We start from the raw sequence: 13,958 nt of genomic DNA on the forward strand, positions 1-13,958 counted from the left end.
GATGTCCCCTTCCATTCTCGAATCCCGGCCGCTTCAAATCCCGGCGGCGCGGGCATCTAGCGGACAGCTACTGCAGTGCACAACGGGCAACCTTGATTTGGATCAAGATCGCGGGCGGCGCTCTGTGAGAGTCTTGGCCGCGATCAACAGCGTCAACTCAGGAATTGCCGGTTCGAACATGCGTATGCCCCTCCCCTATTCCCCGCTTAAGCGGGCGATTACCAAGCAATTGCGCAGTGAAGCGGAAACCGAGACGACGATTTCGGAAGAACACCGCCTCATCAGCGAACTCTGCGACCGTCTCGAACACGTCGCCGATGCGCTCCCCGGTCTTCCGGATCCGCAGCAGTTGAGCGAACTTGTCGCACTGCTGAAAGTCGGCATTCCTGCCCATTGCGCGGCAGAGGAAGCGGCAATGGCCGAATTGCTTCAGAGATCTCCCGAGCCGCCGGAAGCGGTCCGGGATGCGTTGGAGCTGATCCGTCAGGAGCACGCGGAGAACGAAGCGAACACGATGGAACTGGCGGACATGCTCGAGGAGATGAAGGGTCTGACCAAGGCAGACGATCCGAACACCCTCGGCTTCATGTTGCGTCAGGTCTTCGTCCTGATCAGACGGCATCTCGCCTGGGAGGAATATGTACTCGCCCACGTTCTGCCGGAGGGCTGAGCCCGCCTATTCCTCGTCGATGTTGGCGGCTTCCCTGAGGGTGGCCATGTCCCGGACGGAGAACTCCCGGCTGGCATGAAGCCGAAGGATGCCGGCAGACTTCAGCTTGCCGATCTGGCGGCTCACCGTCTCGATCGTCAGTCCCAGATAATCGGCGATCTCGCTGCGGCTGAGCGGCAGGAAGACGTGGACGTTGTCGGGATCCTCGTCTGTATGGCTGCAGCCGATCATGGGCGTGCGCCGTGCGATCATCTCGACGAAGCTCGCAACCTTTTCCGAGGCGGTCTTGCGGCCCAGCAGCAGCATCCAGTCGCGCGCGGCATCGAGCTCGTTCAGGGTGTCCTGGAACAGCCGCATTTCCAGACCCGGCTTTTCCTTGAGCAGACCTTCGAAAGCCTTCCGCGGGAAGAGGCAGAGCTCGACGTCGGTCGCCGCCTCGGCGAAATAGGGGCTCCGCTCCTTGTAGGCGCGGCCCAGAAAGTCGGGCGCGAACTGCAGGCCGACGATCTGCTGACGGCCATCGCCCAGCATCTTGGTCAGCTTGACGGCGCCGGAAACAATGTTGGCGAAGAAGTCCACATGGTCATCGGCGTTCAGGATCATGTCGCCGGGCTTGTATAGCCTGCGCTTGGCAATCGCGTTGATCGACGAAATTTCCTCGTCCGAAAGTGCGCCGCAAACCGCCCGATGACGGATCGCACACATGTTGCATCGGAGCTTCGTGCTGTCGAAAGGTGCGGACTGCATCAGCCGATTTCCGAAAAAGGTTCGCGTGGCCAACTTGTGCTCGAACGCGGAAGATGGTGACGCTGTTGGTCAGAACCCGCCACGCGACGTTCTGACTATGAACGCAATCTGGAATACTATTTGATCCGGATCAAGACATTCAGCGCGCGGGGCAGGCATGTTCGCGTGCGACCGACGGCAAAGGAGGACTGTCATGGCGATCAAGGATATATTGCTACATCTCGATCCGGCGACGGACATGGAGGCCGACATCTCGGCAGCCATCGGCATCGCCGAAACCAACGACGCCCATCTCGCGGCGCTCTATACGGCGGCGTCGATGCCCGCTTGGCCGGCCTACACCTATGCGGGGCTGCCCGGCGACGTGCTGGACACGATCGAGAGCCACGAGGCGCGGGCCGCCGAGGACATCCGCGCGACCTATGAGAAGGCCATCGGCCGGTCCTCCCTCAGCGTCGACTTCCGCCATACGCGTGTCTACAGCGCCGAAGTGGCCGAAACGGTGGCGCGGCACGCCCGCCACGCAGACCTGCTGGTGATGGGCCAGTCGAAGCCCGACGAGCCCCGCGCCGGCGGCGCCGAGGTCGTCGAGGAAGCGGTGCTGGGCGCCGGGCGGCCCGTGCTGGTCCTGCCCTATGTCGGCAACCGCAAGTCCATGGGCACCAATGTCATCGTCGGCTGGGACGGCAGCCGGGAAGCCGCACGCGCGCTGAACGACGCCCTGCCCTTCATGAAGAACGCCAAGACCGTTCACGTCATGATCGTCAACCCCGATGCCAACGCCGCGAACTACAGCGAACTGCCCGGCGCGGACATCTCCTTGCATCTCGCCCGGCACGGCCTGAAGGTGGACCTGATCACGGAGAAGGCGTCCGGCATCGACCCGGCCAACCTGATCCTCTCGCGGGCCTCCGATATCGGCGCCGATCTGCTGGTCATGGGCGCGTTCGGGCACTCGCGCATCCGCGAATCCCTGTTCGGCGGCGTCAGCCGCAGCATCCTCCGGCAGATGACCCTGCCGGTCCTGATGTCCCACTAGAACTCCCAGCCGGGCGGTCGCTACGCCGGCGCCGGAAGCCGCACCTCTATCGCGGCGCTGGCGATGACCGCCCGGTCCTTTCCATCCTCGTCGGGGACGTCCAGGCCGCCGGTCACGGCGCGCACGCTGACCCGGCCCACGGGCAGCGCCCGCTTCACAGCTTCCGTATCGACCTTGTCGGGACGCGCCACGCCGATGGTGACGTCGACCGCAAGGCTCGCAGGGTCGAGACCCAGCACGCGCACGAAGGTCAGCGAACTGTGCTGCAGCGCGTCCTGCACCGCGCGGACCGCCGCCTTGGTGTAGTCGCCGCCATGCAGGTCGGTGCCTGCGCCCATCTCCAGAATCACCCGCGGCCCGCTCATGCCCGCGCGCCCTCGTCGAGGTCCAGATAGACGGCGGCGGCCGCATGCGCCATCACCGTGACGTCGTCGCCCGCGTCATTCGGAATTTCCAGGCCACCGGCCATGACTTCGACCGTGCCCGTACCATGCGGCAGCACCGCCAGCACCGCGTCGCGGTCGACCGTCTCGGGTCGCGGCGCGCCGATGCGCACCTCGACGCGCATGGCGTCCGAACTCTGGCCCAGCGCGGGCGCCACCGTCAGCGAGTTCCGCCACAACGCGTCCTTCAGCGCCCGGACGGCCGCCTTCGTGGCGTCACCGCCGCGGATGTCCGTCCCCATGCCGATTTCAAGAACCACCCGCCGCCACGCCATTGTCTTCCCCTGCCCGTTGTCCCGGGGACCGAAGCTAGCGCGCCTTGCCCCGCCCGCCTACACGCCCCTTTCCGCGCGTCACTTTCGCAGCGGCCTTCGGGGCCTCCGCCGCCGCAATGTCACCGAAATCGGCCTCGTAGCGGGCCATGAGAGCCTCGAAGGCCGCCGACGCAGCGGGGTGCCCGGCGACCTTCCCGCTCTCGGCGATCTCGATCTCCTGGGTCTTCTCCCGAACCAGGTTCGTCTTCTCCGGCCGGGCCGCGAATTGCTTGCGTACCTCGCCGTTGCCGCCGAAGAAATGCTGCTCCGCCTTGCGGTCTTTCAGGGCGCCGGCGTCGAACGGCAGGTCCAGCAGCTGACACAGCCGCTCCAGATGCTCTTCCTCACGGGCGGTGAAATTCTCCCACCTGAGACAGAGCAACCGGCCCTGCGGTTTGCCGAGGTTCAGAAAGCGGAAGTAGTTGGTTGCATAGGAGCGTCCGAACCGGATGCCGGAATAGGCGTATGCCGGGTTGTCGGGATTCGACTCCTCGCGCTTCCGCATGGAGCGATAGGCGTTGACCGGACTCTTGAACAGGACGACGCCGTCATAGCGCTCCAGCGGATCGAGCGTCGGCGCCATGTGCTTGTCGCCGCTCACGAGGATCTCGCTCCCCAGTCTCGCCGCCAGGCGCTGGAACCAGTTGGTCGGGTCGTCGGCCAGCGCCGCACGGAAATCGAAATCGAAGACCCGGCACTCGGGGCCGCAGTGTGCGCATGGCGTCAACATGCTCCGTGGATCGCTGGCGAAGTCGAAGGGCACCTCCTGCTGGCCGCCCTCGCCCATCGCAATGGACTTGGTCAGCCGGTGCGACTCGCCGACATGTTCGACCCCCGGCAGCGAACCGAGGACCGATCCGAGGAAGGTGCTGCCGCAGAAGGAAATGCCGAGGAGGCTGACGACCCTGGCCTCCGGCTCGGGCGTGCGGGAGGACGCCGCCAGGTCCCCGGCGAGACGTTCGACCCGATCGGCCTCCTCGGCGACGGCCGAGTGCCCCGGCGCAATCTCCTGCAGACGCTTCAGGCGGTTCCGCGCCTTTCTGACATTGCGCTCCCTTATGGCCGCCCGCACCAGAGCGAGCATGGTCATGAAATCCGTGACCGCGGAGACCTTCAGACCAAGTTCCTCGATCTCGGCCACCCGGTGCAGATGCGCAAGTACCGAGGCGAGATGGCCGCGCACCCGGCCGGCCTCCTTCGGGAACTTCGCCATACGCGCGCGCAGCAGGCGTTCGGCCGAGATCGGATCGTCCATCCCGAGATAGATCTGGACCATCGTCTCCCAATGCGCGGTTTCAGCCATCTCTTCGGGGCCGCGGCCGCCCTGGTTGACAAGCTCGACGGCTATAGCCTGATCCTCGATCAGGCTCGCGGACCGGATCGCCCTCAGTCGCGCGTTCTCGTTCGCGGGATCGGCGGCAAGGGCTGCGCGGAACCATTCCAGTGCGGCGGCGTAGTTGCGGCGCGCGTAGCTGAGCTGGCCGAGTTGGGCCAGGGGTTCCGCCGAGTCCGGCTCGGTCCTCGCAATATCACGCCAGAGCTCTTCGGCCCGATCCACAAGACCGGCGTTCACCAGACTCCGGGCCATGACCAGCTTCAACGTGCGGTTGCCCGGATCCCGCTTGAGGACCGGTCCGAGCGCCTCGACCGCCGCCTTGTAGTCCCCCTGGCGGTAGAGGACCATCGCCTCGTCCCGCATCTGATCGTGCCGCCGGCGAAGCTCCTGGCCACCGAACCGGCTGAACTGGATGACGACGTAGTCGTATATCTCGAAATCCTGGACCCAGAAACGTCTCAGATTGGCCCGCCCCCGTTCGGACAACTCGTCGGCGGACGATGGCCCCTCGGGACGGACGTGGACATGCGCCGGCTCGTTCGGCAATCCGCTCCGGGGAAGCGCCATGCGGCCGGCCATCTCCGGCAGCCTCTGGTCGAGTTCGTCCAGACCGGCCACGAAGAACAGCCGATGGCGCACCCGCTCCAGATATTCCGGTGAACCCAGCGCCCAGGCGAAATTCCGCCGCAGATGGCTGATCGCATTCATGGCGAAGAGCGCGGCCGATTTCAGCCGCTCATCCTCTGCTTCGAGCGCACACGCCAGCTCGTCGGGCGTCGCGAACCACCGGAAGGCCACCGCCTCCTCCGGCGACCACAGGGAATTCCGCTTCGGCCGGCCGTTCCTGAGACGACTCCAGAATGCCGAGACGAAACGCGCCGCAGGGTCGCGGACAACGAAGCTCATCTTCAGTTCCGGGTCGGCCGCCAGCGCTTCGCGCAGCCTGACATCATGGCCGAAACGGCGGAAATCCACGTTGTGCGCCGCCGCCAGAGGCCCGATGTGCTCCAGCACCGCGTTGCCACCGGTCTTGCCGATATGAAGAAATCCGAACGACACGATACCCCCGCTGGAATCGGGCTTAGACTAGCCACCCGGCTGCCGGCGAAGCAACTGTCCGGACGCCAGCCCTGTGGGCTCCATGCCACACTCCGACCGCTGCGCGGCCCGGGGGTCCATGTCATGGCATCCGAACTCTGTTAGTGTCGTTGGCCGACACGGAGCATTGTCGATGGCAACCGCAGATGAACGGACCACGGCCCAGGGGCCCAGGGGAGACGAGACCGACCGCCTCGACTTCCTGCAGGCCATCGTCGAGACGACCGACGCCATCGTCGTCGCCGCCGACGCGGAGGGCCGCATCATCTGGGTCAACGACGCCTTCACGCGCATCACCGGTTTCAGAGGCTCGGAAGCGCGCGGCCGTTTTCTCTGGTCGTTCCGGGTCCCCGAGGAGCAGGAGCCCGGCCGCGAGGCGTTTCTCGAAGCGGTCGGACGCACGGACGAACGCCGCTTCGAGAGCCGCTGGCTGACCCGTGACGGCTCGGAACTCTGCCTCTCCTGGTCCACACGCACCCTGTTCGACGAGAATGGCGCGGTCCGTTTCCGCGTCGGCACGGCGGTCGACGTCACCGCCGAAAGGCGGAACGCGGCGCGCGCGCTCGACCTGGGGGAGATGCTCGACCAGGTCGGCGAAGCGGTGATCCTCGTCGATCCCGACTCCGTCATTCAGTACGCCAACCGGGAAGCCGTCGAACTCTACAGGACGCCGCTGAAGAAACTGATCGGCAAGTCGAACCGGGATTTCATCCCCGAGGCCGAGGCCGAGCGGTTCGAGAAGTTCCAGCAGACATTGCGGGACAGCATGGAGCCGCAGGCCATCGAGACGGACCGGATCCGCGGTGACGGCACGGTGGTGCCCGTGGAGTTGCGCGTCTCTCCAATCCGGGACTCCGCCGGCAAACTCAGCGGGTTCGTCAGCGTGTCCTACGACATTACCGACCAGATCCGGCTGCAGGAACGCGCACGCGCCATCGCCGACCGCAACGCCGTCCTGGTCCGGCTGCTGGAGAACCTGCCCGACCCCGTCTTCTACATGCGCCCGGACGGCACCCTCGGCTATGCCAATGACGCCGTAGAAGACGTCTATGGCTACAAACCGGAAGAACTGCTCGACGGGCCCATGGCCCGGGTGCGGCCGCTCGACCGCGCAAAGCACATGGCCGAGTTCGTGGCCCGCGCCATCGAAACGGGCGAGCCCTGCATCATGGAAACACAGGCGCTGCACAAGGACGGCCACCGGGTCGAGGTCGAGGTCCGCGCCGTGCGCATCGACGACGCAGACGGCAACTATGCCGGTCTGGCCGGCTTCGCCCGCGACATCGGCGAGCGCAAGCGGATGGAGACCGAACTGCGCCGCCACGCCAGCACCGACACGCTGACCGGCCTGGCCAACCGCCGGCATTTCGAGACCATCGCCGCCGCCGAGGTGAAGCGCGCCGCGCGCTACGGTCATCCCCTGTCGTTCATTACCTGCGACCTGGACCACTTCAAGCGCGTCAACGACAGCTTCGGCCATGACGGCGGCGACGTCGCCCAGCAGCGTTTCGCCCAGATCGTGAGCGCCAGCCTGCGTCTGCCGACCGACGTGGCGGCTCGACTCGGCGGCGAGGAGTTCGGCGTGCTGCTGCCGGAAACCGATATCGACAGCGCCGTGGCGGTCGCCGAGCGGATCCGCCGGCGCACCGAGGAGGCGGCCATCGAGTTCGGCGGCCGCCCGGTGCGCCTGACCGTCAGCCTGGGGGTCAGCCAGCATGCGGCAGGTGAGTCGTCCCTGGCAGCGGCGATGAAGCGGGCCGACCGCGCGCTCTACGAAGCCAAGGGCGCGGGACGCAACAGGACATGCACGGCGTCGGCCTGACTAGACCTTGTAATTCTCTTTGACATTGCCGACATCCCCGTGATCCGCTTCCACTCGAGGAAACAAGATCCCGGCGGCTGCGGGGTTGAACTCGTGACCGTCTCATGAAGGGAGGGGCAAGATGTTCAAGAAGATCATGGTTCCGGTGGACCTGAATCACGCCGACAAGCTGCAGAAGGCGCTGAATACTGCCGCCGATCTGGCAAACCACTATGGCGCGACGATCTGCTATGTCGGCGTGACGGCAGCGACGCCGGGCGCCGTCGCCCACAATCCCGAGGAGTTCGGCCGCAAGCTGGCCGCCTTTGCCGACGAACAGGCGGGCGCGCGCGGCGTGAAGACGGAATCGAAGCCGATGACCAGCCACGATCCCGCCGTCGATCTGGACGACACGCTGATGGAGGCGCTCGAGCAGACCGGCTGCGACCTGGTGGTCATGGCGACCCACGTCCCCAATATCAGCGACTATCTCTGGTCGTCGAACGGCGGCCGGATCGCCAATCACACTCGGGCTTCGGTCTTTCTCGTGCGTGACTGACCTCTCGGGGTCCCCGCTCAGCCGGCGCGCCACCAGTTGACCAGCCCGCCGGCCAGCAGCACTTCACGCTCGCGTGCGCCAAGGTCGAGCCGGAGCACGATCTCCGCGCCCCGTCCCGTCCGCGCGGTGATCGAATCCGCGTCAGCCACTGCGCCGCGCAGTCCGCTCAGCGTCATCCGGCCATCCTGATCCAGTTCCCCGGGATCGTCCTCGTCGTCCAGGAGCAGCGGCGCGACGCCATAGTTGATCAGGTTCTGGCGATGGATGCGCGCAAAGCTGCGGGCGGCGACCGCGCGAAGCCCGAGCGCGCGTGGCGCGATCGCCGCATGTTCCCGGCTGGAACCCTGGCCGTAATTTTCCCCGGCGACAATGACGTGACCGTCGCGCTCCTCGCGCGCCGCGGCGGCCCTCTTCGCATAGCCCTTGTCGATCACCCGGAAGGCAAACTCGGCGATCTTCGGGATATTGCTGCGATAGGGCAGGATGTCTGTGCCCGCGGGCATGATCTCGTCGGTGGAGATGTCGTCGCCCAGCTTGAGCAGCACCTGCAGGTCCAGTTCATCCGGCATCGCCTCGAAATCCGGAATGCTGGCGATGTTGGGGCCCTTCACCAGTTCGGTCTCCTCCGCCGATTGGGGCCGCGGCGGCGCGGCGAAATTCTCCCAGTCGAATGCGGGCCGGCGGGGCGGCGCGATCTTCGGGTGCGCCATATCCAGTTCGCGGGGATCGGTGATGCGTCCGGTCAGCGCCGCGGCGGCGGCCGTCTCCGGGCTGCAGAGAAAGACGCTGTCCTCCGGCGTGCCCGAGCGGTCCGGGAAGTTGCGCGGCACGGTACGCAGGCTGTTGCGCCCCGTCGCCGGGGCCTGCCCCATGCCGATGCAGCCATTGCAGCCTGCCTGATGCAAACGCGCGCCAGCCGCCAGCAGGGCCGAGAGATGGCCATCGCCCGCCAGGTCACGCAGGTCGTCTCGGCTGGCCGGGTTGATGTCCAGCGACACCTGGGCCGGGCGGTTGCGGCCGCGCATCATTTCGGCGACGACGGCGAAGTCGCGGAATCCCGGGTTGGCCGAGGATCCGAAATAGGCCTGATAGACCTCCGCGCCCGCCACATCCCGCACGGGAACGACGTTGCCGGGGCTCGACGGCTTCGCGATCAGCGGCTCCAGTTCCGAAAGGTCGATTTTCTCGTGATGGTCGTAGCCGGCGCCGTCGTCGGCGGTCCACGGCGTATGGTCCCCGTCCCGGCCGTGAAGGGCGAGATAGTCCCTGACCGCCGCATCGGCGGGAAAGACGCTTGAGGTGGCGCCCAGTTCGGTGCCCATGTTGGCGATGACGTGACGGTCCATGACGCCGAGCGCTTCCAGTCCCGGGCCATGGTATTCGATGACCCGCCCGCGCCCTCCGGCGACGCCGTGGCGGCGGAGCATCTCCAGAATCACGTCCTTGGCGCTGACCCAGTCGGGCAGTTCGCCGATGAGCCTGACGCCCCAGACTTCCGGCATGTCGAGGACGAAAGGTTCGCCGGCCATCGCCATGGCGACATCGATGCCGCCTGCTCCCATCGCCAGCATGCCCATCGCGCCGGCGGCGGGCGTATGGCTGTCGGCGCCCAGCAGAGTCCGTCCCGGCTTGCAGAAATACCTGGTGTGCAGCGGGTGGCTGACCCCGTTGCCGGGCGGGCTGAACCAGACGCCGAAGCGCCGGCAGGCGCTTTCGAGGAACAGGTGATCGTCCGGGTTGCGGTTGTCGGTCTGGAGCAGATTGTGGTCCACGTACTGGACGGACACTTCGGTCTTCACCCGCTCCAGCGCCATCGCCTCCAGCGCCAGCATGACGAGCGTACCCGTCGCATCCTGGGTCAGGGTCTGGTCGATGGCGAGGTGGATCGGCTCGCCGGGTTTCATGCGGCCTTCCAGCAGGTGCTCTGCAATCAGCTTGCGAGTGAGATTCTCGGCCATGGGGCCCTCCTGCTTCTATCCGGGTCCCGGCGCGGACGGCTCCGGCCGGTCGAGCGCGCCATGGATCGCATGCCGCCAGAGCCGCTCCTTCAGACCGGCAGGATTCGACAGTCCCATGCGGGCCAGCGCCGCTTCCGCATCGCTGTCGGGCCGGCCGCGGCGCAACCCCCGCCAGACCAGTCTCGCCAGCCGCGCGGGTGAACCCGACGACCGCTTCAGTTCGGCCAGCGCCGGCAGCAGAGCCTGTTCGGCTTCGGTGTATTCGGTGCCGAACGGATAGGTCGGCAACAGCCCCGCCTCCGCCGCCGGTCCAAGCGCCTCCGCCAGCGTAGCCGGCGTGTTCCGCCGCCAGGCGACGGGCAAGCGGAAATCGGACGGGAGCTTGCTCGCGGCCTTCGCCTGCCTGACCAGATCGTCCTGAAAGCGGGCGTCCGCGACCGACAGCATCTCACCGATCACCCGGGCGTCGGTCCGCCCCCGCATGTCGGCCACACCGTACTCGGTGACGACGATGTCGCGCATCTGCCGGGGCACGGTCTGATGGCCATAGGACCAGAGGATATTGCTCTCCGCCCCCTTCGACGTCTGCCGCGTGGCGTCGAGCATGAGCACGGAACGGGCGTCCGGCAGGGCGAAGGCCTGCTGCACGAAGTCGAACTGACCGCCGACGCCGCTGACCACCTGACCATTCTCCAGACCGTCGGAGACGGCCGCGCCGGTCAGGGTCGCCATCATCGCCTTGTTGATGAAGCGGGCGCCGGGCCGCTCCCGGCGCTTGCGTTCCAGGTCGGTGGCGGCGCCATTGACGAAGCCCACGTCGGTCATCCCGATCAGGTCGCGTTCGGAGCGGGAGAGGTCCCGCAATTCTGCCTGATAGGCGCGCGATCCGACGAAGAAGGCCGAATGCACCAGGCAGCCGTCGACTTCCCGTCGAATAACGCCGGCGCGGATCAGCCGGAGCAGGCCCTCGACCAGCATCTCGCTGGCCGCATAGATGCCCTCTTCGAAAGGGCCGTCATGGTACAGATCCTCCCGATCGTCGGCGGGACCGAGCCGGGCGACGATCTCCCGGAAACGGGCGTTGTCGCGGTGGCGCAGGATCAGCGCGTTGGCGACCGCGTCGCCGATGGAGCCGATGCCGATCTGGAGCGTGCCGCCATCGGGGACCAGTCTCGCCGCGTGGATGCCGGCGGCATGATCCGCCAGGCTGACCGGCCCCTTCGGTATGCCGAACAGCGCGAAGCCTTCGCCGTCGCGCAGCACGTCGTCGAACTCCGCCGCATCGATCTCCGCATCGCGACCCATCCAGGGCATTTCGCCGTTCACTTCCGCGACGAAACGGAACGCGGCCCGCCCGTCCCGGCGGGCCTGGAGCAGCGGCAGGGTGATGTCGGGATTGCTGCCGAGACTGAATTTTCGCTCGTCGATTTCCTGTTTTCCGGCAACGAGTTGTCCGACGACATTCACATCCGAATCGAGGATGTAACGGAGCACGTCGGTATAGTTCGCCGAGACGTGGTTCTGCTGTGCCGCCGGCACGCCCAGCCACTGTCCTGCCGCCAGGAAGAACTCACGCACCTCGATGTTGTCCGGTGTGTCGCCGCGGCGCATGTCGGCGGCGTAGTCCAGCGGCGCGTGATCTGCGAACAGCCGCTCGGCGACCGGCTCGATGAAACGGCGTTCCAGTACGCTGCGTCCTTCCGGCGGGTTCAGGGTCAGCGCGGTGAAGATGGTGAGCGAGACCGAGCGGTCGGCGCGCGCGCGCCGATAGATCGCATTCACCAGGGTATTGGGCTTGCCGATGCCCAGCGGCAGCGCCAGCACGACCCGCCCGCCGGTTTCCCGGATGACGGACTCGGCCAGCGCCTCGGCGTCGGACCAGCCCTGCGGCCGGTCGGCCATCAGTCGCCTCTTTCCGTCCAGTATGAGTCCGGCGCGAAGCGGTCGCCGTGATTGTCGCGCAGGCTGGCCAGGGCGTCGGCGACCTCGCCGAAGCCCCGCTCACGGGCGTAGTGCATCGGCCCGCCGCGGAAGGGCGCGAACCCGGTGGCGAAGATCATCGCGCCGTCCAGCACGTCTTCGTCGCTGACGACACCCTCGCGCAGGCAGGTGGCGCAGGCATCCAGCATGGGCATCACCAGACGGTCCGTCATGCCTTCCCCGGGGTCGGGCGCGTCGTCGTCCTTGTCGGCCTTGCCGTCCTTCCATTCGTAGAAGCCGCGGCCTGATTTCCGGCCCAGGTCGCCGCCGTCGACCTTGCGGCGCAGCCAGTCCGGGGTTTCCGGGATCGGTCGGTCCAGCCGCTCCCGCAGCACGTCGGCCACGCTCAAGGCAATGTCGAGCCCGACCTGGTCGGCCAGCTCGATCGGCCCCATGGGCATGCCGAAGCGCTCGGCAGCCCGATCGATGGTTTCGGGCTTTACGCCCTCGTCCACCATGATGATGGCTTCCATCAGATAGGGCGTCAGGCAGCGGTTCACGAGGAAGCCGGGCGCGGTCCGCACCGGCGCGGGCAGCTTACCGATCCGGCCGAGAAAGCCCCGCGCCTGCTCCAGGGCCGTACCGTCGGCGCCGTCATGGCTGACGACTTCGACGAGATCCATCTTCGCCACCGGGTTGAAGAAATGGATGCCGACGAAACGCTCCGGACGGTCCAGGGACTTTGCAAGCCGGTCCAGGGGCAAAGACGAGGTGTTGGTGGCCAGCACCGCATCCGCCTTCATCCGCGGCTCGAGTTCGCCGTAGATCTTCTCCTTGATCTCGGCCTTCTCCGGGCCGGCCTCGATCACCAGATCGGCATGCGCAACGCCATCGCCGTTCGGGTCGGGAATCAGCCGGTCGAGCGCTGCGCGCACTTCGGCGGGCTTCATGTGTTTCGCCTTCGCCATCGCCGCGCAGCGCTTCACCGCGTCGGCGATGATCCTGTTGTCGACGTCGCCGAGCGTCACACTCAGTCCCTTGATGGCGCAAAGCCCGGCGATGTCACCGCCCATGGTGCCGGCGCCAACGACATGAACCCGTCGAACGTCCGAGGAATCCGGCGCCTGTCCCTTCAGGTTCTCGCGCAGGAAAAAGACCCGGATCAGGTTCCGCGCCGTCTCCCCGGTCAGCAGTTGCGCGAACGAGTCGGCTTCGGCCTCCCGCATCTCGTCGCGGTCGCCGCCGTGACGCCGCCAGATCTCGATGAGCCGGTGCGGCGCGGGATAATGCTCGGGCGGAGCCTTCTTTGCCGTCTTCGCCCGCATCTGGCGCGCCGCGATCTCGCGTCCGGCCAGCGTGTTCAACGCCGCATCCCTGAAATCCTGGCTGCGCTTCTCGACCTCGCCGCCGACGGCCGCCTGCACCGCGGCGGCCACGTGCCGCTCCTTGGTCACCGCGTCGACGATCCCCAGCTTGCGGGCTTTCGCCGTGTGGGCGGTCTTGCCCGTCAGCATCATGGTCATCGCTTCGGTCGGATCGATCAGCCGCGTCAGCCGGACCGAACCGCCGAGCCCCGGGTGCAGTCCCAGCATGACTTCCGGAAAGCCGAAGCTGGCGCCGTCGATGGCAATGCGATAGTCGCAGGCCAGCGCCAGCTCGAGCCCGCCACCGAGGCAGGGACCGTGAATGATCGCGATGGTCGGGAAGTCCGCCTTCTCCAGCCGGTCGAGCGCGGCATTGCCGCGGTCGATCTCTTCGCGCACGCGGGCGGGATCGTCCATCTCCCGGAACTGGGCGATATCGGCGCCGACGCAGAAGCCGCCCGGCTTCGCAGAGCGGATCACCAGTCCCTTCGGCCGATCCGCCTCCAGACGCTCGAGGATCGTGGAAAACTCTTCCAGCACCTCGCCGTCCAGCGTATTGGCTGACGAGCCGGCCTTGTCGAGCCGGGCCCAGGCAATTCCCTGTCCGTCAACGGCGAAGCGCCAGTGCCGGAAGCCACTGCCGTCATCCTCCGGCCCCGGCGTCATGAACCGGCTCTCGAGCGTCTGCAGGATCTGTCCCGTCATTGCG

11 protein-coding genes are annotated in these 13,958 nt (G+C 66.9%); 4 read left to right on the forward strand and 7 right to left on the reverse strand.

The genetic code is table 11. From position 1 onward, the window contains the following. Window positions 1-133: 133 nt before the first annotated feature. Complete coding sequence (locus tag CWC60_RS14925) at window positions 134-670, forward strand: hemerythrin domain-containing protein (protein ID WP_164516567.1); 537 nt, start codon at window positions 134-136, stop codon at window positions 668-670. Between the two features lie 6 nt (window positions 671-676). On the opposite strand, the gene CWC60_RS14930 is transcribed toward CWC60_RS14925, so the two are convergent. After that, on the reverse strand, window positions 677-1,417 hold the full coding sequence (locus CWC60_RS14930; RefSeq protein ID WP_109794738.1) for a Crp/Fnr family transcriptional regulator: 741 nt from the start codon (window positions 1,415-1,417) through the stop codon (window positions 677-679). Between the two features lie 193 nt (window positions 1,418-1,610). Here CWC60_RS14930 and CWC60_RS14935 point away from each other — a divergent pair, with 193 nt between their 5' ends. Then, complete coding sequence (locus tag CWC60_RS14935; protein WP_164516568.1) at window positions 1,611-2,456, forward strand: universal stress protein; 846 nt, start codon at window positions 1,611-1,613, stop codon at window positions 2,454-2,456. A gap of 20 nt (window positions 2,457-2,476) precedes the next feature. On the opposite strand, the gene CWC60_RS14940 is transcribed toward CWC60_RS14935, so the two are convergent. Genes CWC60_RS14940 through CWC60_RS14950 form a run of 3 tightly spaced genes read right to left on the reverse strand, consistent with a single transcriptional unit; the run spans window position 2,477 to window position 5,608 of the window. After that, complete coding sequence (locus CWC60_RS14940; RefSeq protein WP_109794740.1) at window positions 2,477-2,821, reverse strand: Lin0512 family protein; 345 nt, start codon at window positions 2,819-2,821, stop codon at window positions 2,477-2,479. After that, window positions 2,818-3,174 carry a Lin0512 family protein gene (locus CWC60_RS14945; RefSeq protein WP_109794741.1) on the reverse strand — a complete coding sequence of 119 codons (357 nt, stop codon included), beginning with the start codon at window positions 3,172-3,174 and terminating at the stop codon, window positions 2,818-2,820. Before CWC60_RS14945 ends, CWC60_RS14940 begins: the two co-directional genes overlap by 4 nt. Before the next feature lie 34 nt (window positions 3,175-3,208). Beyond that, a complete protein-coding gene (locus CWC60_RS14950) occupies window positions 3,209-5,608 on the reverse strand; it encodes a tetratricopeptide repeat protein (RefSeq protein WP_109794742.1) in 2,400 nt (799 codons plus the stop codon). 172 nt (window positions 5,609-5,780) lie between these two features. Here CWC60_RS14950 and CWC60_RS14955 point away from each other — a divergent pair, with 172 nt between their 5' ends. Together CWC60_RS14955 and CWC60_RS14960 are read left to right on the forward strand one after the other, a co-directional pair. Then, window positions 5,781-7,469, forward strand: a complete 1,689-nt coding sequence (locus tag CWC60_RS14955; RefSeq protein ID WP_164516569.1) for a sensor domain-containing diguanylate cyclase — start codon at window positions 5,781-5,783, stop codon at window positions 7,467-7,469. 121 nt (window positions 7,470-7,590) lie between these two features. Next, complete coding sequence (locus tag CWC60_RS14960) at window positions 7,591-8,007, forward strand: universal stress protein (protein WP_109794744.1); 417 nt, start codon at window positions 7,591-7,593, stop codon at window positions 8,005-8,007. A gap of 17 nt (window positions 8,008-8,024) precedes the next feature. On the opposite strand, the gene CWC60_RS14965 is transcribed toward CWC60_RS14960, so the two are convergent. From CWC60_RS14965 to CWC60_RS14975, 3 genes are read right to left on the reverse strand one after another with little or no spacing between them, the layout of a single operon-like run. Next, window positions 8,025-9,965 carry an aconitate hydratase gene (locus CWC60_RS14965; RefSeq protein ID WP_109794745.1) on the reverse strand — a complete coding sequence of 647 codons (1,941 nt, stop codon included), beginning with the start codon at window positions 9,963-9,965 and terminating at the stop codon, window positions 8,025-8,027. 15 nt (window positions 9,966-9,980) lie between these two features. Beyond that, window positions 9,981-11,867 carry an acetyl-CoA hydrolase/transferase C-terminal domain-containing protein gene (locus CWC60_RS14970; protein WP_109794746.1) on the reverse strand — a complete coding sequence of 629 codons (1,887 nt, stop codon included), beginning with the start codon at window positions 11,865-11,867 and terminating at the stop codon, window positions 9,981-9,983. Beyond that, complete coding sequence (locus CWC60_RS14975; RefSeq protein WP_109794747.1) at window positions 11,867-13,954, reverse strand: 3-hydroxyacyl-CoA dehydrogenase NAD-binding domain-containing protein; 2,088 nt, start codon at window positions 13,952-13,954, stop codon at window positions 11,867-11,869. Before CWC60_RS14975 ends, CWC60_RS14970 begins: the two co-directional genes overlap by 1 nt. Window positions 13,955-13,958: the final 4 nt, after the last annotated feature.

Source organism: Minwuia thermotolerans (assembly GCF_002924445.1).
Taxonomy (GTDB): Bacteria; Pseudomonadota; Alphaproteobacteria; order Minwuiales; family Minwuiaceae; genus Minwuia; species Minwuia thermotolerans.